The organism is Flavobacterium procerum (assembly GCF_042431625.1).
Classification (GTDB): Bacteria; Bacteroidota; Bacteroidia; order Flavobacteriales; family Flavobacteriaceae; genus Flavobacterium; species Flavobacterium procerum.
In genome coordinates this window covers 255,381-276,329 of the sequence record NZ_JBHLYW010000003.1, presented here as the reverse complement: position 1 = coordinate 276,329, position 20,949 = coordinate 255,381, and the positions used below count along the sequence as shown (strand labels likewise).

Annotated in this window: 22 protein-coding genes; 14 read left to right on the top strand and 8 right to left on the bottom strand. The window is 35.2% G+C overall.

Annotated elements, in window-relative coordinates:
- Positions 1 to 32: 32 nt before the first annotated feature.
- On the bottom strand, positions 33 to 1,415 hold the full coding sequence (locus tag ACFFLS_RS03465; RefSeq protein ID WP_379683200.1) for a DNA recombination protein RmuC: 1,383 nt from the start codon (positions 1,413 to 1,415) through the stop codon (positions 33 to 35).
- Between the two features lie 187 nt (positions 1,416 to 1,602).
- Between ACFFLS_RS03465 and ACFFLS_RS03460 the strand changes: the two genes are divergently transcribed.
- From ACFFLS_RS03460 to ACFFLS_RS03440, 5 genes are read left to right on the top strand one after another with little or no spacing between them, the layout of a single operon-like run.
- Complete coding sequence (locus ACFFLS_RS03460; protein ID WP_379683201.1) at positions 1,603 to 2,460, top strand: protease complex subunit PrcB family protein; 858 nt, start codon at positions 1,603 to 1,605, stop codon at positions 2,458 to 2,460.
- 9 nt (positions 2,461 to 2,469) lie between these two features.
- A complete protein-coding gene (locus ACFFLS_RS03455; RefSeq protein ID WP_379683202.1) occupies positions 2,470 to 2,868 on the top strand; it encodes a hypothetical protein in 399 nt (132 codons plus the stop codon).
- A 51-nt stretch (positions 2,869 to 2,919) separates the two neighbouring features.
- Positions 2,920 to 3,471: an RNA polymerase sigma factor gene (locus ACFFLS_RS03450; protein ID WP_135222552.1), complete on the top strand. Its 552-nt coding sequence runs from the start codon at positions 2,920 to 2,922 to the stop codon at positions 3,469 to 3,471.
- On the top strand, positions 3,468 to 5,264 hold the full coding sequence (locus ACFFLS_RS03445) for a hypothetical protein (protein WP_379683203.1): 1,797 nt from the start codon (positions 3,468 to 3,470) through the stop codon (positions 5,262 to 5,264). The genes ACFFLS_RS03450 and ACFFLS_RS03445 overlap by 4 nt, the downstream gene beginning before the upstream one ends.
- Positions 5,265 to 5,304: 40 nt before the next feature.
- Complete coding sequence (locus ACFFLS_RS03440; protein WP_379689164.1) at positions 5,305 to 5,841, top strand: MepB family protein; 537 nt, start codon at positions 5,305 to 5,307, stop codon at positions 5,839 to 5,841.
- Between the two features lie 59 nt (positions 5,842 to 5,900).
- Here ACFFLS_RS03440 and ACFFLS_RS03435 read toward each other — a convergent pair whose 3' ends face one another.
- The 3 genes from ACFFLS_RS03435 to ACFFLS_RS03425 all read right to left on the bottom strand — a co-directional run bounded on the left by ACFFLS_RS03435 (position 5,901) and on the right by ACFFLS_RS03425 (position 10,930).
- Complete coding sequence (locus ACFFLS_RS03435; RefSeq protein ID WP_379683205.1) at positions 5,901 to 9,320, bottom strand: choice-of-anchor J domain-containing protein; 3,420 nt, start codon at positions 9,318 to 9,320, stop codon at positions 5,901 to 5,903.
- Between the two features lie 324 nt (positions 9,321 to 9,644).
- Positions 9,645 to 10,397 carry an SDR family NAD(P)-dependent oxidoreductase gene (locus ACFFLS_RS03430; RefSeq protein WP_379683206.1) on the bottom strand — a complete coding sequence of 251 codons (753 nt, stop codon included), beginning with the start codon at positions 10,395 to 10,397 and terminating at the stop codon, positions 9,645 to 9,647.
- 158 nt (positions 10,398 to 10,555) lie between these two features.
- Positions 10,556 to 10,930 (bottom strand): hypothetical protein, encoded by a 375-nt coding sequence (locus ACFFLS_RS03425; protein WP_379683207.1) that lies wholly within the window; start codon positions 10,928 to 10,930, stop codon positions 10,556 to 10,558.
- Positions 10,931 to 11,080: 150 nt separating this feature from the next.
- Here ACFFLS_RS03425 and ACFFLS_RS03420 point away from each other — a divergent pair, with 150 nt between their 5' ends.
- The 6 genes from ACFFLS_RS03420 to ACFFLS_RS03395 all read left to right on the top strand — a co-directional run bounded on the left by ACFFLS_RS03420 (position 11,081) and on the right by ACFFLS_RS03395 (position 14,449).
- Positions 11,081 to 11,296 (top strand): hypothetical protein, encoded by a 216-nt coding sequence (locus ACFFLS_RS03420; protein ID WP_379683208.1) that lies wholly within the window; start codon positions 11,081 to 11,083, stop codon positions 11,294 to 11,296.
- A 48-nt stretch (positions 11,297 to 11,344) separates the two neighbouring features.
- Positions 11,345 to 11,917: a pseudouridine synthase gene (locus ACFFLS_RS03415; RefSeq protein WP_379683209.1), complete on the top strand. Its 573-nt coding sequence runs from the start codon at positions 11,345 to 11,347 to the stop codon at positions 11,915 to 11,917.
- A 71-nt stretch (positions 11,918 to 11,988) separates the two neighbouring features.
- Positions 11,989 to 12,444, top strand: coding sequence for a tRNA (cytidine(34)-2'-O)-methyltransferase (locus tag ACFFLS_RS03410; RefSeq protein ID WP_379683210.1), 456 nt, complete (start codon positions 11,989 to 11,991; stop codon positions 12,442 to 12,444).
- Position 12,445: 1 nt separating this feature from the next.
- Positions 12,446 to 13,258: a hypothetical protein gene (locus ACFFLS_RS03405; RefSeq protein ID WP_379683211.1), complete on the top strand. Its 813-nt coding sequence runs from the start codon at positions 12,446 to 12,448 to the stop codon at positions 13,256 to 13,258.
- A 4-nt stretch (positions 13,259 to 13,262) separates the two neighbouring features.
- Entirely contained in the window at positions 13,263 to 13,739 is a 477-nt protein-coding gene (locus tag ACFFLS_RS03400) for a hypothetical protein (RefSeq protein ID WP_379683212.1), read from the top strand.
- Positions 13,740 to 13,879: 140 nt separating this feature from the next.
- Positions 13,880 to 14,449, top strand: coding sequence for a hypothetical protein (locus tag ACFFLS_RS03395; protein WP_379683213.1), 570 nt, complete (start codon positions 13,880 to 13,882; stop codon positions 14,447 to 14,449).
- On the opposite strand, the gene ACFFLS_RS03390 is transcribed toward ACFFLS_RS03395, so the two are convergent.
- The 4 genes from ACFFLS_RS03390 to ACFFLS_RS03375 form a co-directional block, all read right to left on the bottom strand.
- Positions 14,446 to 15,222, bottom strand: a complete 777-nt coding sequence (locus ACFFLS_RS03390) for an ABC transporter ATP-binding protein (protein WP_379683394.1) — start codon at positions 15,220 to 15,222, stop codon at positions 14,446 to 14,448. The two genes, ACFFLS_RS03395 and ACFFLS_RS03390, sit on opposite strands and share 4 nt — an antisense overlap.
- Before the next feature lie 98 nt (positions 15,223 to 15,320).
- The gene (locus ACFFLS_RS03385) at positions 15,321 to 15,737 is read right to left on the bottom strand and encodes a GxxExxY protein (RefSeq protein ID WP_379683214.1); all 417 of its coding nucleotides are present in this window, start codon (positions 15,735 to 15,737) and stop codon (positions 15,321 to 15,323) included.
- Between the two features lie 123 nt (positions 15,738 to 15,860).
- On the bottom strand, positions 15,861 to 16,886 hold the full coding sequence (locus tag ACFFLS_RS03380) for a FecCD family ABC transporter permease (RefSeq protein WP_379683215.1): 1,026 nt from the start codon (positions 16,884 to 16,886) through the stop codon (positions 15,861 to 15,863).
- A 1-nt stretch (position 16,887) separates the two neighbouring features.
- Entirely contained in the window at positions 16,888 to 18,030 is a 1,143-nt protein-coding gene (locus ACFFLS_RS03375; RefSeq protein WP_379683216.1) for an ABC transporter substrate-binding protein, read from the bottom strand.
- 95 nt (positions 18,031 to 18,125) lie between these two features.
- Between ACFFLS_RS03375 and ACFFLS_RS03370 the strand changes: the two genes are divergently transcribed.
- The 3 genes from ACFFLS_RS03370 (at position 18,126) to cobT (ending at position 20,947) form a co-directional block, all read left to right on the top strand.
- Positions 18,126 to 18,494 (top strand): C1orf53 family protein, encoded by a 369-nt coding sequence (locus ACFFLS_RS03370; RefSeq protein ID WP_379683217.1) that lies wholly within the window; start codon positions 18,126 to 18,128, stop codon positions 18,492 to 18,494.
- A 126-nt stretch (positions 18,495 to 18,620) separates the two neighbouring features.
- Positions 18,621 to 19,130 carry a bifunctional adenosylcobinamide kinase/adenosylcobinamide-phosphate guanylyltransferase gene (cobU, locus tag ACFFLS_RS03365; protein WP_379683218.1) on the top strand — a complete coding sequence of 170 codons (510 nt, stop codon included), beginning with the start codon at positions 18,621 to 18,623 and terminating at the stop codon, positions 19,128 to 19,130.
- Between the two features lie 137 nt (positions 19,131 to 19,267).
- A complete protein-coding gene (cobT, locus tag ACFFLS_RS03360) occupies positions 19,268 to 20,947 on the top strand; it encodes a nicotinate-nucleotide--dimethylbenzimidazole phosphoribosyltransferase (protein WP_379683219.1) in 1,680 nt (559 codons plus the stop codon).
- Positions 20,948 to 20,949 lie beyond the last annotated feature (2 nt).

Genomic DNA, 20,949 nt, shown 5'->3' with positions numbered 1-20,949 from the left:
TGTTTTTTGGTATTACTTACTGTTTTTTGTGTTTAAATCTCTGCACTTGGCAGTTCGTTTTCGTCAGAAATTGACGCTCTTGAAATAATGTTTTCTGGAAGCGATTTTTTTGCCTTTGCTCCCATTTTCTTTAATCGCTCGACACTTGTAATCAAGTTTCCTTTTCCATCGACAAGTTTGTTCATAGCATTTTCATATTCCGTTTTGGTATCCTTGATTTTATTCCCAATCCGGACTAAATCAGACACAAAACCTTCAAATTTATCGTATAATGCACCGGCCTGTCTTGCAATCTCAAAAGCGTTTTCTTGCTGTTTTTGGTTGGTCCACATACTGTCAATTGTGCGTAATGTTGCGAGAAGCGTACTCGGCGTGACGATTACGATATTTCGGTCAAATGCTTTGGTGTACAAGGCTGGATCTTCGTTTAAGGCAATTGCAAAAGCAGGTTCCATCGGAATAAACAACAGCACAAAATCTGGACTTTCAATTCGGTAAAGATCATGATAGTTTTTATTTCCCAATTGCTCGACATGTCTCTTTATTGAAATTACATGTTCTTTCAAAAATTCTGTTTTGAGTATTTCGGACTCTTCATTAACCCATTTTTCGTAGGCCGAAAGTGAAACTTTAGAATCGACAATCATTTTTTTTCCGTCAGGAAGATTGATTACTACATCCGGAAGAACACGATTTCCTTCTGTATTCACAAAACTTTGCTGCACTTCGTATTCGCGTCCTTTTTCTAAACCCGATTTTTCCAAAACGCGTTCCAAAACCAATTCGCCCCAGTTTCCTTGCATTTTGCTATCGCCTTTTAATGCTTTGGTCAAATTAAGGGTTTCTTTGCTCATCTGAACATTCATTTCGCTCAAGCCTATAATCTGCTGGCGAAGCGCCGCATGGTAATCGATACTTTCTTTGTGGGTCTGTTCAACTTTTTGTTCAAATCCGTGAATTTTATCTTGTAACGGCAACAGAATATTTTTCATGTTTTCGCTATTCTGTTCCGTAAATTTAGCTGACTTTTCTTCAAGTATTTTATTGGCCAGATTTTCAAATTCTTTTGTGAATTTTTCCTGAAGATCGTTGATTTCGCTTTTTTGTTCTTTATGGCGTTCCCATAAATTTTCGAAATCAACCTCTTTTTTAGAAAGCTGAATGGCAAGACTGTCTTTTTCTGTACGGATATTTTCTTTTTCGGCATTCAACAATTGCAATTGCTTCTGAAAATAGTTTTTTTCGGTTTCAAATTGCTCTTTCTGTTGCTGCATCTGGCTGTTTACTGCCTGAATTCTTTCCTCAAAAACAGCTTTATCCGACTGTGATTTGGTTTGAAACAATAATCTCCCTAAGTATATCCCCAGAAAAAGAGCAACAGCAAAACCTAATAAAAACGGTACATAATTCAACATATCTAAGTTTATTTTACGTAAAAGTACGCAATAATACGTAGCCCCTAATTTTAAAAATAAAAATTTCACGAAATACTGACCAATGCAAACTAAATCAACATTTTTTCAAAAAAAAAAAAAATAAATACAGACGCAACCATTTTGTAATTGCGCCATCTACAAAATATAAACCTATTAAAAAATAATCATGAAAAAATTAATGCTGGGCTTATTTATAGCTTTTGGACTGAGTGCCTGTTCACTTGGTAATGACGACGTTTATAAAGATTGTGGCACTTATAAAGAAGTTGTTTTCAACGGATTCCCGCTTTTGTGCAACTATTCAGTTAAAACTCTAACCGATACTCCGTCGGCAGTTGCAATTGGTACGCAAGAAACAATGGATAAAGTTTTTACGAAACACAGCAACACATGTCCAGTTGCCAGTGATCCAGCCATTGATTTTACAAAAAATGCGCTTATTGGTATTTTTTCTGGCAAGAAACCATCTAGCGGTTACGAAATCAAAATTGCATCGATTGTAGAAAACAGTTGCGAAATCATTGTAAATTATTTTGAAAAAGAACCTGCTACAGGAGAAACTACGACTCCATCGGCGACTTATCCTTCTGATTTTGTGCTTATCCCAAAAACTTCTAAACCGATTTACTTTAATAAAACAGTTGAAAGCGGTGATTATATTGTAATTGGAAGTTTTGGTGCTACTAATACATTTTTCCAACTTAATGAATACAATTACCTGAAGTTTCAAGGTGTAACTACAGATCAGTACGAATTCAGCCAATATAAAAATACAGCAACCATTAAAAGAGGCGAATTTACACTATTCCTTAAAACCGTTCCGACAGAAATTCTAAACTTAAAAGGGCAATCTAAAACGTACGGAGATCCAGATTCTCAAGATCAAGGAGGTGTTTACTTCCAACTTAGACAAGGTAAAGATATTACCAGAATTTCGATTGATAATCTAGACACTAACGATCAGTCTGCAGAGGTAAAAGCATTTAAAAAAGCTATTCAGGATAAAATTACCGCATTAAAATAAAACACAGGTATGAGAAAACTCATTGCATTTTTTATCGTATTCTGCCTTTTTACAACTGCCTATTCTACAGATTCTGCTAAGGCTGATTCGGGCTCAATTGTAAATACCTGGACTTGGGAAAAATCATTAGGAGGGGCAAAAAATCCTTATGTTTCGACCCCGAAAAGCCTAGGTTTTGCAAAAAAAATTGTTTTTACCGAAAACGGAAGAATTATCACTTATAAAAACAATATTGAGATTAGAAACAGCACTTATCAGACATCAAAAGGAATAGGCATTTTTGACCGATCAGAGCACGACCTGATTACGTTTGAAGGCAAAACATACATCATAGAAAACCTTGACAATCAAAACCTAACAATCATAACCAATAACGAAGAAGGTGCTCGCACCATCTTTAAAAGATAGTTTTGTAAGCAATTATAGACTATTTTTGCAAGACCAAATTTGAACCATTTCTTGAAAGACGATTTAGAAAAATACATTAAACTGTGCCTTAAAAATGACAGAGAGGGACAACTGAAAATATATCAGTTGTTCTCTCCTGTTTTATATGGTATCTGCTTGAAGTATATGAAAAATGAAGACGATGCAAAAGACGTTTTTCAGGAAGCTTTCGTGATTGTTTTTCAAAAAATAAACCAATATAAGTTTGAAGGAAGTTTCGAAGGATGGATGAAACGCATCTTTATCAACAAACTCATTGAAACGCTGAATAAAAAGAAAAAAGAGAGTTTTTTTCTGGATGTTTTTGATCCTGATACCGATTTTATTGAGGAAGAAGAACTAGAAGCAATCCCGATAGAACAGGAAAAACTGCTGGAATATATACGGGATCTTCCAGACCAGTACAGGACCGTTTTTAACCTCTATGTTTTTGAGAAAATGAAGCATAAAGAAATTGCAGAATTACTGAAAATCTCTGAGGGAACATCAAAATCAAATTTAAACCGTGCCAAGCATATTTTGCAGAAACGAATTTTGAGCATAAAAAATTTTAAAACAGCATGAAGAAGGAAAAAATAGAGGATATTTTTTCATCATTGGAAGACTTTTCGAGTGTTCCGCCTCCTGAATTGTGGGGACAGATTGAAGAAAAACTAGACAAACCCAAAAAGAAAAAAAGGGTTGTTCTTTGGTGGTCGGCTGCTGCGTGTCTTTTATTAGGCTTGCTGCTTCCTTCTATATTGCATTTTACAGATTTGGAAAATAAAACTCCAAACCAAAACGGTTTTGAAAATAACAATGTAGTTCTTGATGAAAATAAAAACAGTAAAGACATAGAGCGAAATATTCCGCAAAACGAAAATAAAATCATAGAAAACAACTCAGGAAACAGTACCGCAGAAGTTGGCGAAGATGGCGAAAAAATCAAGCAAAATGTGAATGGTAATGAAGACAAAGTAGAAAGCAAATATTTTAACAATTACAAAAATAATGCTGTAGCGCTTGACGAAAACACGATCAATGGCATTCATGAAAATGAAACCAGCAATACTTCTAGTCAAATTTCAAAGACAAACACATTATCAAATAATTCGAAAGAAAACAAAAATCAGAACAACCGTATTGTACATACCAATGCCATAAACGGGCAAAAGAAACAAACGAAAAGCAATTTCTATTCGGAGCCAAATTCGCAAAGAAATTCACCAAATCAATCGGCTTTTGTTTTTGCTTCTTCTGATGAAAAAACAGCTGGAAAAACAACCAAAAAACAATTCGGAAAAAGCAACACTAAAACATTCAATCAGCCTGTTTCTGAACAAAGAATTGCATTTGGAAAAAAACAGCATAGTTTTAATCCAACAGCGAATAAAACATTTTCGAATTCTATTTTCGAAGAGCAGAAAACGGTAAAAAACAGCAATAATCTTGCGTTTAACGATTCTAACAATTCGGGTAAAAATGCTGTAAATTCCGCTTCCGCGAAAGCTAAAAACGAAAACAACCCAAGTGCAAATTCGGGCATCTCTAAAGAAAATCCTAAGTTTACCAATGCTTTAACCAAACAGGATTCTGTGCAATTGGCTGAACTTCAAAATTTAGAAAAAGGAATTCAAACACCAGAAGCTGTAAAAGAAGAAAAAGAGAAAAAAGATAAATCTGTTACCAAAGGCGAACGTTGGGCAGTCGCTCTTTTTGCGGGAGTGGCCAATTCTGAAAATTATAAAAACGAAAAAACACTGGGCAACGTAAACGATTCGAAACAATCCAATTCGTACGGTGTAAGAACAAGATATAGCATTAACAAAAAATGGGCAGTTGGTACTGGACTTAAAATCAACGAACTGGGACAAAGCGTGGAAAACATTTCGTATGCAAGTGCGAGAACTGGAGCTCTTTTTGCCCCTGGAAACGAAAGTTCAAATGCTCCAGCAGCTCAATTTAGCAGCAGTGCTGATTATGTCTTAATTTCTAACTCTACAAAAGAAGCCGTAAACAGCGATAACATAAAAAGCGGTACACTCGACCAGAATCTGCGATATATCGAAATGCCTTTAGAAGTTTCGTATTCTGTTTTTAACAGAAAGAAAGCCAGCATTAATTTGAATACCGGAGGTTTTGTCGGAAAACTGATTTCTAATCATGCCATACTAGACGGGCAATCAATTGGACAGAACGTAAACGCAAACGATTATGTTTATGGGTCAACATTGAGCAGTACGATTCAGTATCAGGTTTATAAAAAAACCAATGTATTTGTTGAGCCAGCAATGAATTATTACATAAATCCGCTCAACAGCCAGTCGTTTAATCAATTTCAATGGGGATTTAATTTTGGTATGAATTTTTCATTTTAAAAAGTTTTGCTGTAATTTTCGGAAAAACTTTTTCATCAAAATGACTTTTACATCGAACTCAAAATCAATGCAGCTCCTTCCGAAATCGCTTAACGAAGCAAAAGACTTGGTTTACGATTGCTGTAATTTGGACTTTTCATCATTTGTAAAAGAAAATGAAAGCGAAGAATACAGCGCTTGCCGATTTGATCTCAATGCAAAAAAAATCTGTTTCAGAGATGCTAAAATAACCCCGACAAAAACAGGGCAGTTTGTGACGTTGTGGAAGCGTAATTCAAATGGAATTATCGAACCTTTTGACGCTTCAGACCTTATCGATTTTGTAATAGTGAATGTTCGAAAAGAGGACAATTGGGGGCAATTTATTTTTCCCAAAAAGATAGTATTAGAAAAAGGCATTTTTTCGACCCAAAACAAAGAAGGAATCAGAGGGACGAGAGTTTATCCTCCGTGGGATGAAACAACGAGCAAACAGGCTCAGAAAACTCAAAAATGGCAACTCGACTATTTCTTTTCTTTTTCTGATGAAAATGAAATCGACTTTAATCGGATTCGAGAAATATTGAATACAAATTAGTTAAAAAAGAAAGGGCAATCTATGTAGACTGCCCTTTTCTGTTGATTATCAAATCGGAATTAGTTTTTGATGATCTTATCTTTAAAAATCACTTTATTGTTTTCTGTTACAACATAAATGTAAACTCCTGCACTTAAATTATTGATTGAAAGTGATGCTGTTTTAATATCCGCTTCGCTTTTGATTCCGATTGGATTTCCTACCGAACGTCCATTCATATCATACAATTTAATTTTTAAGTCTCTGCCTTCAGTCGTTTTAATATCGAAACTTACAATATCTGAAGCCGGGTTAGGATATGCTTTTACAAAATAATTGTTTTTTGCAAAATCTGGTGTCGACAATACATCTTCTTTCAGCTCGAAACGCGCAATTACTGGTCCGTGATCAGAAGTAGTATTAGTATAATTTGTAATATCATTTCGAGGATCGTAAACAGCAATTGAGTTTTGGATATAATCATCCGTTAATTCATTTGAAATCATGATATGATCCAAAAAGCCACCAGAGCTCAAAAAGCTATATGCTCCTGCTCTACTAATATCTAATGTTAATGCATTGTAGCGATTCGTATCTGTAACCATGCTTTCGTAAGAAGAAGGCTGTCCTGGAATTACAGAAGCCTTTACATCATCATTAAAATCTCCCAAAAGAATAAAATTAGCATCTGGATAATGAGCATCTAAGCTGTCTTTTAAAACCTGAGTATCGTATTTACGCATATTGTATCGCGCCATATCCGATCCACTGTTCGCGCGTGCGTGAAGGTCGATTAAATTGATTTCTTTTTTAATGCCGCCAACATTAGCTTCTACAGTTACCATATACGGAAGACGTCCTGAAGAGAAGAAACTGCTTCCACTGTTATTTGGATAATTTTGTAAAACTGTAGTTCCCGCACGTACCTCATCATAAAGATCTTTAAACATTACACGAGTCTTTTTTACTGTAGTAGTCTGTGTATTATAAATCACCACCAGTTTTTGAGGTGGGAAATTTGGATCTGGAGCCTGGAAAGAATAAGACCAAGAAGTTGAAATGGTCTTATCGAAAGTTTTTCCATTAATGTTTAACTTCTGGATCAAAATATCAATTGAAGGATCATCAGAAACCTCTTGAACCACATAAACATCGGCATCTAATTTGTTCATTACTTTCGCAACATTTTCAATTTGCAAAGCATTATCAGTTGGACCAAATTCTACTCCGTCTGTGCCTTTTACAGCAGTACCGAAAAATTCTAAATTATAAGTTACAACATCATATGTATCTGCTTTTGGAATAGAAGAACCTGTAAAAGACCCGATTTGTTTGTTTAATGAAGTTCCAGTAACCGTTAGAGTTCCGTTTATCTTCAATGCTTTTACAGATGGCGTAAATCGAACGTATACCGTCTGATTATTGGCTGCAGCCGATGCATCAACCAAAACACTTGACTGAAATGAAGTATTATTTAAAGATATTTGGTAATCTGCCGGAGCTGTCAGCGTAATATCTCCATAACCTTCTGCCTTTAAGACAAAAGACTGGCTTGTAGAAACTGCATTTACACTCACATCTCCAAAATCTAAAACAGGATCAGCATTTACATAACCCGTTTCGTTTGTAATTGCAACGTCGTCTAATGACCATTCTGCTGCAAAATTGTTTCCTCCAGCAGTTGTTTCATAAACCCAGGCAACATAAGTATTTGGAGATTTGAAACCGCTCAAGTCGATGTATTTTGACTGTACATAAGCTCCTGTAGTCGTTGGAAATTTACCATCAATTTCTGCCCAAGTAGCAGTTTCTGGACTGCTTACTCCGTCATAATCTGTAGAAATCATTAATTTTAAACTTGGGCCTCCATAAAATTTTCGAGAGTAAAATGACAACATTGCAAAATGCGTAAAAGTATCTAAACGTAATTTTGGAGAAATCAGCCAATCTTTACTTGGACCACTTTCAGAATACCCATTTATCAAAACGGCACCACTTCCAGAATTAATATTTCTTGTATCACTTGTAAAAGCCCATTTGTTTACCGTACCAGCGATATTGTGCTGTGTCCAAAGTCCGTTTGATAAAACATTTGGATCGTTAAAACCTTCTATATAAGGATTAAATCCTTTTCCAGTCAACGATATCATTTTGTTCGCTGCACCAACAGATTCGTGTGTAAGTTGCCCTGTAAAATTTCCTGCTTGGTTTGGTGTAAAACGAACATAAACCGTTTGAGAAGCATTCGAAGCAAAATCTGAAACTGAGAAAGTCAACGTTGAACCGAATGTTACATTATCTTTTGAAATTGAAAAGTTTGAAGTTGCACTTACGGTTAAATCCTGGGCTAGATCAGCGCCCTGAATTTGATAATTTAATGACTGCGAATTGAAACTCATTTCCGTCTGCCCTAAGTCCAATGATGCTGCACTTACTCTGATTATAGGCACTGCAACAGCAGTTGTAGTCACATCAGTTTTAGTTACAGCAGTCTGAATATTACCTGAAACATCTTCAGAAACTGAAAACACAGAATATGCTGTATTTAAAGCTAAACCAGTAAAATTTTTAGTATAAGACTTTGTTTTATCTGTAATATCTAAAAATCCCGACTGTAAAGCTGCAGTTCCGTTTGCATCAAGGCCATTTTTTATCTGAGCAGCCGTTGGAGCATTGCTTCCGCCAGCTACTAGTACATAATATGTTTTTCCGATTTCGTTTAATTTATCTGAAAAATCAAAATTATTAGCCGAGATATTTTCTGCTTTTGGATATCCAGTCTCAGAAACTGGCGCATCAGAATCTTTTCCAATCTCAATATTATCGATTGCAAAAGAAGGACGAGAACCCGTACCACCAGAATACATTCTGGCAATCCATCTTATTTCTACAACGCTTTGATTATCGCATTCTGATGGAAGCGTTACCTTAATAGTCTGCGGATTTTGAGGCGTAGTAACTCCCGAACCTGTTTGCAAAACCGTACCACTCAGATAAGCAGAAGCCGTTACGGTTGTAAATGCTCCCGAAGTACCTACACGATACTGAAGTGCCATTTCCATAACACGATTATTGCTTGGTGTTCCGTCATACGGATTACGAATCACCATAGCATCATACTGCACCTCAATACTGGTTTTATTTAAACTGTTAAATGCAAATCCGATAGCTAAATCTAAAGAACCAGTATCTAGAAAACCGATTTTTCCATTGTAATTATGAATATTTCCGCTACTAGTTCCCGCGTGGCTGTTTGCGGTCAAGGTTCTAGTAGCTATAGGAGCAATTGTTGCATAAGAAGTTGTCGTAGCAGCACCTGTAATCTGCCACCCCTGAAATCCGACTGGATAAGTTGTCGAGCTTGCTCCAAGTGCATCAAAGTTTTGCGCATACGGCAAGATTTGTGGTGAAGGATTAATCTGAGAAAATAGATTTTCTGAAATCAAACACAAAAAACATAAAAGAGCCATTAAATGGCGTGAAATGTAAAGTTTTTTCATACGTCTTAGAATAGAGTTTTAGAAATCAAATTTATGTTGTTTAAAGTTAAGCTAATATTATAAAACCATGAACTTAATATTTGCTTTTTTATCAATAAAATTCAACATATACCCGAAAACAGGTATATTAATTAAATAAAAAACAATCTAATTATCATTTCTTAAGTTATTATTCAAAACCTAAAAAACTCCAAAACACCAGTAAAAACAGATGGTTTCTTACAAAAAACACTATTTCAAAAAATAATTCTAAATCTGTTTAAAAACAAAAAAACAGTAAACTTTCATTTACTGTTTCTGTTATTAACTCTATTTGGATAATAATTATACCGCCGTATAGCCCCCGTCTGCAATAATATAACTTCCGGTCGTAAAAGACGATTTATCTGAATTTAAGAAAACAACCAGTTCTGCAATCTCTTCAGCAGTCCCCAGACGATTCATTGCCGATTTGGCTGCTACGGCATCCATCATATCTTTATTCAAATTGTCTTTTAAAAGTGCTGTTTCGATATAACCAGGACCAACGGCATTACAGCGAATGTTTTTCTGAGCATACTCCACTGCAATATTTTTAGTCAAACCTACAACTCCATGTTTACTGGCTGTGTAAGCAATGCTATTAGGTGCGGCAACTTGTCCATGAATAGAAGCGATATTCACGATACTTCCACCTCCGTTTTTCTCCATTTGCTCCAACTGATAGCGGCATGCATAAAAAACGCCACTTAAATTCAATGCAATAACTTTGTCCCAAGCCTCTGGTTCGTATTCTCCTGTAGGTTTTGCAGGGCCTCCCATTCCGGCGTTGTTGCAGGCAATATCAAGTCGGCCGTATTTTGAGACCGTCACTTCAACCATATGTTTATTGTCGCTGGCACTAGATGAATCGCCTTTTACAAAAAAAGCTTCTCCACCCTTTTTCTTTATAATATTAACGGTTTCTTCACCGTGTTCAACGTTAATGTCTGAAACTACTACTTTTGCTCCTTCTCGAGCATATGCTTCTGCAACTGCGCGTCCGATTCCCGAACCGCCTCCAGATACAAAAGCAACTTTATTTTCTAAAAGTGCCATTTTCTTTGGATTTAAAATTTGTTCTACTAATTTACAAAGATATCAGCAGTCGAACCCCTTAAATTACTGGCTTTATCATAACATTAACGTTAACTGCCAATCAAATGTTATTTGATACTGAAATGACTTTGTTTATCTATTTTTTTTTGTATTGTAAACTACTCTTCTTCGTCCAATTTCATATTGCCACGGTCTTCTTCATTATCAGGATGTGTGTTCGGATAACGATTTGGAGTTATATCTGAATTCCGATCTTTGTTCTCGATCGTTTTTTTTGCTTCCCCATCTGTAGCAACACCTCGATTTGCATTTGGGTTTTCTTTCGAAATTCCACTTGGTTTGTTTTTGATGTCTTCATTCTCATTACGAGCTCTTTCTACTATTTTTTTATTGCCGTCTGCATCTGTAACAAACTCGCGTTTTAAGTTGGCGTCATCGGCCTTTCCGTCGTGCGAAATGTTTTTTCCTTTAGACTCGTCTATATTTTTCTGTGTTCCGTTGATTTTCTTTGTCCCTAAATTATTCTTTTCCATGGCTTCATTTTTTTAGTTTCTATAATAATATTACGAATTTCAGCTCTGAAAACTTAGGAGTTTAACATTGATTTTAGTTTTTGACAAAAAAATTTTCATATTTTCACATCATTGCTTATACTATTTCAATGTTTACTAAATTTCAAAACCATGAATTTCTTCACTATCAAAACCAGCTGGTCTAATGCCGAATTTATTCTCATCAAACTTTGTATGGCATCGGCCTATATTTTAATCGGAAGTTGTTTTCATGATTTTTTCGAAAATCACTACTCTGTTTTAATTGGCGTTTTTATTATTACCGCGATTTGGTTTGTTTATCAGTGGCTGAAAAAGATGAAATCACATTCAGACATCCCTTATTAAATGTCGTTTTTTATTTTATGAAAGAACTATCTTTGCAAAAAATTAAAAATGCACCGACACTTCATTCTTTTTAAACCTTACGGCTATTTGAGCCAATTTATTTATGAATTAAAAAGAAAGAAAAAACTTTTGGGCGAATTGCACGATTTTCCACAAGGAACAATGGCAATTGGAAGATTAGATGAAGATTCTGAAGGTTTGCTTCTTCTAACGACCGACGGGAATATGAGCGAACTCGTGCGAAGCAAAAAAGTCGACAAAGAATATTACGTTCAGGTTGACGGATTAATTACGCTTGAAGCAATAGAACAATTGCAAAAAGGTGTCGAAATTGGTCTTGATGGCGGCAAATACAAAACCAAACCTTGCAAAGCTTTTATCGCTAACGAAATCCCTGATTTTGGCGCTAGAGCAAAAAAAATCAGAGACGAACGTCACGGCCCGACTTCTTGGGCTTCAATAACTGTCAGAGAAGGGAAATTTCGTCAGGTCAGAAAAATGACTGCAGCAGTTGGTTTTCCAACCTTGCGTTTGGTTCGCGTACGAATAGGAAATGTATATTTGCAAAACTTAAAAGCGGGAGAAGTTCTTGAAGTTTCCGATTTTCAATTAGATAATTAGAAAATGGGACTATTAGATAATTTTTGCGAACTCATAACTTTTAACCCTTAACTCATAACTTTAAAAAGAAAATGCTAAACGTTGTTCTTGTAGAACCAGAAATACCAAACAATACCGGAAATATCGGACGCTTGTGTGTAGGCACAGAAAGTCGTTTACATCTCATACATCCGTTCGGATTTGTAATTAATGATAAAAATCTAAAACGCTCGGGTTTGGACTACTGGGTGCATCTTAATGTTAACGAATATCAGAATGCAGACGAATGGATACAGCAGATTCCGGATAAATCACGAGTATTTTTAATGAGTTCACATTCTGAAAAATCCTATTTGGAAAATGAATTTCAAGATGGCGATTGGCTCGTTTTTGGAAAAGAAAGCGTTGGTTTAAGCAAAGAATTTATGGCAAAGTTCGAAAACCATTTAACGATTCCGATGTCACCGCTTATCCGTAGCTTTAATATTGCCAATTCTGTAGCTTTTGTAGTCGGCGAAGCAAAAAGACAAATTGCATTAAAAAAATAATATGGGAAAATCTGTGACCGTTAAAGAAGCCTTACGAAGAGGCAGAATCAAATTGTTTTATCTGCCAATGACAGCTCTTTTTGGCACTATTATTTTAGCAACCGTTTTGAGCAGCTTGCAACTTATCCCTGCTTGGACGATACCGGTTTCTATTGTTGTAGGTTTTATCGCCAGCTGGCTCACTTGGAGCTATTTTGTAAATCAGTGGAAAGTATGGGCTTTTGAAAACGTTCGTAATATACATGAATTGCAACGAAAAGCAATAGACCAGCGATTGATTTGGAAAAGCGGCAGCTGGTTTGAAAAAACAGAATTCCAAAGCCCAGAACAAAAGCAAAAACTAAAGTCTCTAGAGGAAAAATTCTTAGAAGACGACATCTATAACGACGATTTGAGAGTGCCTAAAGAAACCGCTATCTTTTATTCTAAATCAAAACTGTTTTGGTCGTTTATAGCTGTTATTGCTTTTATTTGTGGTGGCATATACCTTATTACATCAAATGAATACTGGGGATATTTTTTAGCGGGCCTCGGAGTTATCCTAGGTTATTTTGAGATTACAAAAACTAAAAAGCTGAACGAACCACAAATCATAATCAGCGATAAGGGAATTAAAATAGAAAACAAACATTTTGTTCCTTGGAATGTGATACGCAACGATCATGTCTATACGAAACACGGAAGCAATTCATCTACAACTTATCTCGTTTTTAATAATGAAAATATTGTTGTGGACGAATTAGATACAAATGCCGACAAACTAGAACATTTGCTTCGAGTATATCGCGTGCGTTTTGAAAATAAAAATTCTTAGTCTAATGAGGCCTCTTATCGACACCAATAACCTAAGTCATTCTCAGGAGTTTTTAATTTATTACTCAAGAAGCAACATTGTCATGAGAGCAGCTCTTTTAATCGGAACTGCTATTGCCGTGATTTATTTTTATATCGAAAACAAACCTTGGATAGTTCTTTTGTTATTAGGCCTTTTTATATTTCAGATTCCTTACCTCATCAGATTTATAAAAAGTATTGACGATATACAGTTTAGGATTAATGCTGAAGGAATTCAGTATCAAAATAACATGCTGGTTTCTTGGGATAAAATCGAAAACGAAAGAGTCGAAACGGAATATGACAAAGAAAATGAAGGAACCGATTATTTTATCTATTTTATTAAAGATACTGGTCAGGTCATGAAATTTAGTCTCGAAGATTTAAGTACCAGCAGAGGTGAATTACAGATTGTGCTGACTGTAAACCGCAATAGATTTAACAAAGAAAGCATTGCTTAAAGAAAACTAACTTTGTTTCGAAAGGTTCTTATGAAAACGAATGCCCTAGCCCCGATAGAAGCGGCATCCTTTTGTTTTTTTCTTTAAAAAACAAAAGATACAGCGGATAGCGGGAAACAGCTTCTAATAAAAAACAAGAAATGATATTCGAATTAAAACTTCTGATTACTGACTTATTTTTTGCTTTCAGCATTTTTACAATACTGTTCTTGATTTTGTCAATTTTTATAAAAAATGATTTTTTAAGAAAACTAGATCAAGAAACCACTTATTTTATTTCGTTTATCGGGCTTGTTTATTTACTCCTTTTGTTTATTGGTAAACTGATTGAATTTAATACTGCCAACGACGGCAATAGACTTTTTGTTGAGGAAGAGCTTTTTGGAAAATACTGGTATATATTTTGGTTCGAACCTTTAATATGGGTTTTGATGACACAGTTGCTGTGGATAAAAAAAGTGAGAAAAAATGTTTTTATACGATTATTTTTCAGCGCATTATTTATTGTAACAATTGAGCATATTATTGATATTGCCGTTTTTTTTACGAATGATTACCTGCCAAGTTCATGGCGTATAAAATCATCTACTTTTATTTATCCTTCCAATTTATTTTTGGAGATTTTAGTAAAGGTTGTTCTTTTGCTCTTTTTTGTCGGAATTTATTTTCTGATAAATCGATTGATAAAAAAATCGAAAGCAGCCGTTTAGGTCACAATAAACTTTCCTTTTTCGGCATCAAAAATGATATTTTCGTCTTTGAATAGAGTAGTAAAACTCCCTTTTTCGATTAAATTACAAGGCGTATCCTGAATGACGAATTCTGGTGTCATGATAATCATTTCGTCGCTTAGTTGTATGGCCAAATCGATATCGTGGGTTGAAAACAAGATGCATTTCTGCGTTTCCTGTGTTAGTTTTTTTAATAATTTGAACAAAGAAACTTTGTGAAGTAAATCGAGATGCGTTGTTGGTTCGTCTAAAATAATAAGTGCTGTGTCTTGCGCCAGGGCTCGTGCGATTAAAACTTTCTGCAATTGTCCGTCGCTGATTTCAAAATGCTTTTTTGAGGCCAAATGTTCGATTTGTGTCAATGCTATTGCCTCGTTTACTTTTTCGATATCAGCTGGAGATAATGAATCGACCCAATTAGTGTACGGCTGGCGACCTAAAGCTACAAGTTCAAAAACGGAAAGATTGCTTGGAGGCAGTTTTTCTGTTAATACTACACTTAAATTCTGCGCCAAATCTAACGGATTATAAGACTGAATTTCTTTATCATTCAAAAAGACATTTCCAGCTAATGGAGGTTGAATTTTGGTAATCGTACGCAGCAAAGTCGATTTACCGATTCCGTTTGCTCCTATTAAAGTAATCAGTTTACCAGAATCTAGATTTAAGTTCAAATCTTTAGCAATGGTCACAACATCTTTCTTGGATTTATATCCGATATTTAAATTTGATGTATTTAAGATACTTCTAATCATTGCGGTTATTTTTTAAACACATAGAAACATAGGTTTTTTCATTTTCTTATAGTTGATTTGAAAATTTACTTGTAAATTAACACATAGTTTTGAGCTTAGATTTTTGGGAGTGATTTGTAATATTCATTTACGAATGTTTTTTGACCTTCTTTGAAAATATTAAAACAGTTAAAGTTAATTAATATACCTTTTGGTGCTTTTAAGAGTTTCATATAAGTCATTAACTGTGCTTCACAAATAGGATTTAATTCTAATATTGCTTTTAATTCTACAACTAAACAATTTTCAATAAATAAATCGCATTTTAAATTAGCATTTAACTCTTTATCCCTATAAATCAAAGGCACATTCATTTCTGTAAAAAAATTTATTTTGCGATAATTTAATTCTTCTTTTAAACATTCATGATAAACACTTTCCAGTAATCCTCTTCCAATAGTTTTGTGTACTTGTATGCACGCGCCTATGACATGGAAACTTAATTCGTCTAAATATTTCTGAGTAATCATCATCTTAATTTTTAAAGCGCAAAGCCTATGTTTATTTCTGTCAAGTGAAACGCCTTTAATCGGCTTATAAAACTATGTTTCTATGTGTTTAAAAAACTAAGATATTAAAATTTTGTAATCTTTTACTTAAAAAACCCTCTTCCTTACTAAAAGCCAAATTACCACAGGAGCACCAATGATAGACGTTATGGCATTTATTGGCAGTGTAACCTCAAATCCTGGCATTTGCGAAACAATATCGCAAAACAGCATGATGATGGCGCCAAAAAACAAAGTACTCCAAAACAAAACCGAATGGTTGCTGGTCTGAAAAGTGAGTTTTGCAATATGCGGTACCGCAAGGCCAATAAAAGCAATCGGGCCTGCAAATGCCGTGATGCTTCCTGCCAAAATACTGGTTGCAAATATGATGATCAAACGTGCTTTTTTAAAATTCAACCCCATGCTTTTGGCGTAGTTTTCACCTAAAAGCAATGCGTTTAGCGGTTTTATGCTTCCGATACTTAAGAGAAGGCCCAATGCAACACAAATTGCCAAAATCAAAATTGTTGACCACGAGAGATTTCCTAAATTTCCCATAGACCAAAAAGTAAATTTTTGAAGCTGTTCTGCCGTACTAAAATAAGTTAAAACCGATACAATAGCCGTTGTAAAACTTCCAAACATAAGACCGACAATCAAAATCGCCATGGTATCTCTGAGCCTCTGCGAAACAATCAAAACCAAAAACAAAACCAAAGAACTGCCAAAGGTAGAAGCAAGTACAATTCCGTAAGACGAAAGCGCAATAACACTTAAAAACGACGGCAAAAATCCTGCTCCCAAAATTACAAAAGCCACACCAAGACTGGCTCCAGAACTCAATCCCAAAACATAAGGTCCTGCCAGCGGATTCCTGAAAAGCGTCTGCATCAAAAGCCCGCTTATAGACAATCCTGTACCTGCTAAAACCGCAGTAATTGCTTTTGGAAGCCTGTAATTGATGATAATATATTCCCAACTCGATTTACTAGCATGTCCTCCACAAAGACTTGTAAAAACTTCTTTTAACGGAATGGTAACCGACCCCAGACTAATGCTCGCAAAAAACATAAAAACAAGTCCAAGCCCAAGCAAGCTGAATAAAATTGTATTTCTTTTTTGATCTGTCAATTTAGTTCAGTTTAGTCGCAAAAGTAAATTCATAGCTCGACAACAAATCAGGATGAAAGATTTTAATATAGTCTTTCAGCACTAAATCTGGTCGGCTTGGCGACAATTCGTAATAAATGGTTCCGCCTGTCGCTCCAAGCTTGTATTCAAAAGAGTACACACTTTTATTTTTAAAAGCATCAAATTCGCCATAATGCGGATTGCTTTTCCCAAATTCATCTAAAGTTTTTGCAGAGCCTGTTGCAATCCAAACATTTGCTGTTTTTGCTTTATCCAAAACTTTTTCAAACGAAAGACCTTCGCTTCCGGTTCCTTCCAAATCTGCCCACAAATAATTTGATTTTGCATCTTTCATAAACTGCGCCACCCAGCTGCTTCCTTTCGCTACATACCATACATCCTCATACATAGAACCATACAAAACTTTTGTAGTCGCTGGCTTATCTGCCACCAGTTTTTTTGCCTGATTATAGCTTTCTACAATTTTATCAAAAAGTTCTTTTGCTTTGGCTTCTTTTCCAAACAAAGAACCATAAAGCTTGACCCACTCTGCTTTTCCGAGCGGAGATTGCTCCATCCAATCGCCTTGAATCAAAACATTCAAACCGCTTTTTTTCAAATTATCTAGCATCGGATTGTTATTGTCTATTCCGAAAGTCACAATCAAATCTGGCGACAAATCGATAAGCTGCTCGATATTCAGTTTTTCATTTTGTCCAACGTTTTTTACAGAACCTTTGTCAATTAAAATCCTTGTTTTTTCAGAAGAAATATAATCTGTGTGCGGAAAACCTACCAGTTTGTTCTCCACTTCAAGCATTTCCAAAAAAGGAATATTGGTTGTAGAAGTGACCACAACGGTTTCTAACGGAACTTTTATCGTGGTATATTTTTGCAGACTGTCGGGAACAACAGCGTCATTTTCTTTTAAAATGTAAGTAAATTTTTTATCTGCATTCGGCCACGGATTAATCACATTTACAACAGAATAACCTTCATATTTTACGATTGAAAGTCCAGAGGCATATTCGATGCTGTTTTTTGCATCAATGGCGATTTCGCTGGTTTTTTCTTCATTTTTTTTGCATCCAAAAACAATAAAAAGCGAAAAAACAACGGGCAATTTAGATAAAAAATTTTTCATACTTTGCATTTTGTATTGCAACAAAGGTAAAGCAATTTCTATTTTTTTTGTTTACCTTTATTCTTACAAATTTAAACAAATAATATTTTCATTTAATGAATGGAGTCAAAACAAAAATATGTTCCAGTTGTGAAGCTTATTTTAAATGTGGTGACATTTCTACCGAAAACAAATGCTGGTACAATGATTTCCCTCCTATATTTAGTCTCTCTGAAGGCAGTGACTGTCTTTGTCCCAATTGCTTTAAAGAAGCATGCGAAGATAAAATCGATGCTTATCTCGAAACTATGACTGCTCAAAAAGCCATTAACAATAAAGCGCAATTTTTACCCAAAACAAACCTTTTGATAGAAGGAATTGACTATTATCTCGAAAATGGGAATTATGTTTTTAAAGCTTGGTTTCATTTAAAAAGAGGAAAATGCTGCAACAACAATTGCCGTCATTGTCCTTATAGGGGATAGTTAGGAATGATGTGTTATGTGTTATGCGTTGATATAATCTTTTTTTACATAGTTTCGCTACAACAGAAGTTTTTAATAAATTCCAGAATTTACCTTGCACTTAACCCTTAACTTCAAATAAAAAAAATGATTTACCTTATAACCGGCGGCGAGCGTTCTGGGAAAAGCAATTACGCACAAAATCTGGCTTTACAGCTTTCTACCAATCCTTTTTATGTTGCAACAGCAAGAAAATGGGATGCCGATTTCCAAAACAGAATAGACCGCCATCAGCAAGAACGAGACGAACGCTGGATAAATATCGAAAAAGAAAAAAACCTCAGCGAAATTGATTTTTCTGGAAAAACGGCCTTAATTGATTGTGTAACCCTTTGGCTGACCAACTTTTTTATAGACAACAAAAATGACGTTGACTTAAGTTTGCAACAAGCAAAAAAGGAATTTGAAGCTATTGCAAAACAAAAAAACACAAATCTCATTATTGTGACCAACGAAATCGGAATGGGTGTTCACGCAGAAACACCTATCGGACGAAAATTTGTAGAACTTCAAGGCTGGATGAATCAGTTTTTAGCAACCAATGCCGATGAAGTGATTCTTATGGTTTCTGGAATTCCGGTTAAGATCAAAGGTTAAATTCCAGAATTAAAATCCCAAATTCCAAAGCTATACTTTATCTTTACTAATAACATTCATAATTCAAATTAAATTGGAATTTGAAATTTGGACTCGAGCGATAGCGAACAAGCGAAGCAATTTAGAAATTGGAATTTATGACTAATCTAGACGATATATTAAAATCAAGACGCGATACCAGACATTTTACAGATGAAAAAGTTCCAGACGAAGTGATTGAGAAAGCACTTCAGGCGGGACATTGGGCGCCTTCTGTAGGCTTAACAGATGCCACAAAATATTTTCTGATAAAATCTCCAGAAATTAAAACGGCTATAAAAGAACTATTTTCAGAATATAATAAAAAAGCGGCCGACGCAACAGACAATCTAGAACAAAAGGAGTTATACAATTCGTTAAAGCTTGAAGCAATTGAAGAAGCTCCAATCGGACTCATTATCGCTTATGATCGTTCGGTTTTAAATCAGTTTACAATTGGAACAATCGGAAGTAATGAAGCGGTAAAATTCAGTTCGGTTTGTGCGGCACAGAACATTTGGCTCTCGCTGACCGACCAAGGTTATGGTATGGGTTGGGTTTCTATTTTGAATTACCATCAGTTTAAAAAAATCCTAGATTTACCCGAAAACATAGAACCTCTTGGTTATTTCTGCATCGGAAAACCGGCTACCAATTACAACAATCAACCCATGTTGCAACAATTGAATTGGAAACTAAAATCAGAGAAAGCAGATTGTAGAGAAATAAAATCAGTTCATTTAAAAAACACTTCTACCCCCCTTTCTACATTCACCACGGAAAATAAAAAAAATAACAATTTTGAAATTCTTCTAAAAGAAAAAATTGATTCTAAAACAAAACCAGTTGGTTCTTTGGGAATTTTAGAAACATTGGCTTTCCAGATGGCTTCCGTTTTTGAGAGTTTAGAACCTAAGATTATAAATCCGAACATCGTAGTTTTTGCAGCTGACCACGGAATTGCAAATCATGGCGTCAGCGCTTATCCGCAGGATGTTACTAGACAAATGGTTACTAATTTTCTGAATGGCGGTGCGGCAATAAATGTATTCTGCAAGCAGCATAACATCAATTTATCGATTGTAGACGCTGGTGTGAATTATGATTTCCCAACAAATACAGAATTGATCGATGCTAAGATCAGCAACGGAACCCAATCGTTTCTTCATGCACCTGCCATGAGCGAAAGCGAATTAGAATTGTGTTTTGAAAAAGGAAAAGCGATTGTAAATGATATTGCCAAAACAGGATCTAATTGTATTGGTTTTGGCGAAATGGGAATTGGAAACACTTCTACAGCTTCTGTATTAATGAGCCTTTTGACTGGTTTTTCGATTGAAGACTGTATTGGAAAAGGCACTGGAATTGAGGAAGAAAAATTGATTCAAAAACAAAATATCCTTAAAAAATCGCTCGAAAACTATTCCGGTCAAGCCGAATTGTACCAGCAATTGTCCTATTTTGGAGGTTTTGAAATTATCCAGATGGCAGGCGGTATTTTGAGTGCTTTCGAAAATAAAATGCTGATTCTGATTGATGGTTTTATTTGTACAACCGCCCTTTTGATTGCTTTTAAAATCAATCCGAAAATTAAGCAAAATGCTGTTTTCTGTCATTGTTCAGCTGAAAAGGCACATCAAAAATTATTAGATTATTTGGATGCCAAACCAATTTTGAATTTAGATTTGCGCTTGGGTGAAGGAACAGGATGTGCTATTGCTTTCCCAATTCTAAAATCGGCTGAAGCATTTTTGAATGAAATGGCAAGTTTTGAGAGCGTAGGAATAAGTAGGAAATAACT

Coding starts and splice junctions, on each gene's coding strand:
- ACFFLS_RS03400 (WP_379683212.1), top strand. CDS start 13,263: ATGAGGCCTCTTATCGACACCAATAACCTAAGTCATTCTCAGGAGTTT.
- ACFFLS_RS03460 (WP_379683201.1), top strand. CDS start 1,603: ATGAAAAAATTAATGCTGGGCTTATTTATAGCTTTTGGACTGAGTGCC.
- ACFFLS_RS03385 (WP_379683214.1), bottom strand. CDS start 15,737: ATGATGATTACTCAGAAATATTTAGACGAATTAAGTTTCCATGTCATA.
- ACFFLS_RS03395 (WP_379683213.1), top strand. CDS start 13,880: ATGATATTCGAATTAAAACTTCTGATTACTGACTTATTTTTTGCTTTC.
- ACFFLS_RS03455 (WP_379683202.1), top strand. CDS start 2,470: ATGAGAAAACTCATTGCATTTTTTATCGTATTCTGCCTTTTTACAACT.
- ACFFLS_RS03445 (WP_379683203.1), top strand. CDS start 3,468: ATGAAGAAGGAAAAAATAGAGGATATTTTTTCATCATTGGAAGACTTT.
- ACFFLS_RS03410 (WP_379683210.1), top strand. CDS start 11,989: ATGCTAAACGTTGTTCTTGTAGAACCAGAAATACCAAACAATACCGGA.
- ACFFLS_RS03430 (WP_379683206.1), bottom strand. CDS start 10,397: ATGGCACTTTTAGAAAATAAAGTTGCTTTTGTATCTGGAGGCGGTTCG.
- ACFFLS_RS03370 (WP_379683217.1), top strand. CDS start 18,126: ATGAATGGAGTCAAAACAAAAATATGTTCCAGTTGTGAAGCTTATTTT.
- ACFFLS_RS03440 (WP_379689164.1), top strand. CDS start 5,305: ATGACTTTTACATCGAACTCAAAATCAATGCAGCTCCTTCCGAAATCG.
- ACFFLS_RS03420 (WP_379683208.1), top strand. CDS start 11,081: ATGAATTTCTTCACTATCAAAACCAGCTGGTCTAATGCCGAATTTATT.
- ACFFLS_RS03415 (WP_379683209.1), top strand. CDS start 11,345: ATGCACCGACACTTCATTCTTTTTAAACCTTACGGCTATTTGAGCCAA.
- ACFFLS_RS03375 (WP_379683216.1), bottom strand. CDS start 18,030: ATGAAAAATTTTTTATCTAAATTGCCCGTTGTTTTTTCGCTTTTTATT.
- ACFFLS_RS03465 (WP_379683200.1), bottom strand. CDS start 1,415: ATGTTGAATTATGTACCGTTTTTATTAGGTTTTGCTGTTGCTCTTTTT.
- ACFFLS_RS03405 (WP_379683211.1), top strand. CDS start 12,446: ATGGGAAAATCTGTGACCGTTAAAGAAGCCTTACGAAGAGGCAGAATC.
- cobU (WP_379683218.1), top strand. CDS start 18,621: ATGATTTACCTTATAACCGGCGGCGAGCGTTCTGGGAAAAGCAATTAC.
- ACFFLS_RS03425 (WP_379683207.1), bottom strand. CDS start 10,930: ATGGAAAAGAATAATTTAGGGACAAAGAAAATCAACGGAACACAGAAA.
- cobT (WP_379683219.1), top strand. CDS start 19,268: ATGACTAATCTAGACGATATATTAAAATCAAGACGCGATACCAGACAT.
- ACFFLS_RS03435 (WP_379683205.1), bottom strand. CDS start 9,320: ATGAAAAAACTTTACATTTCACGCCATTTAATGGCTCTTTTATGTTTT.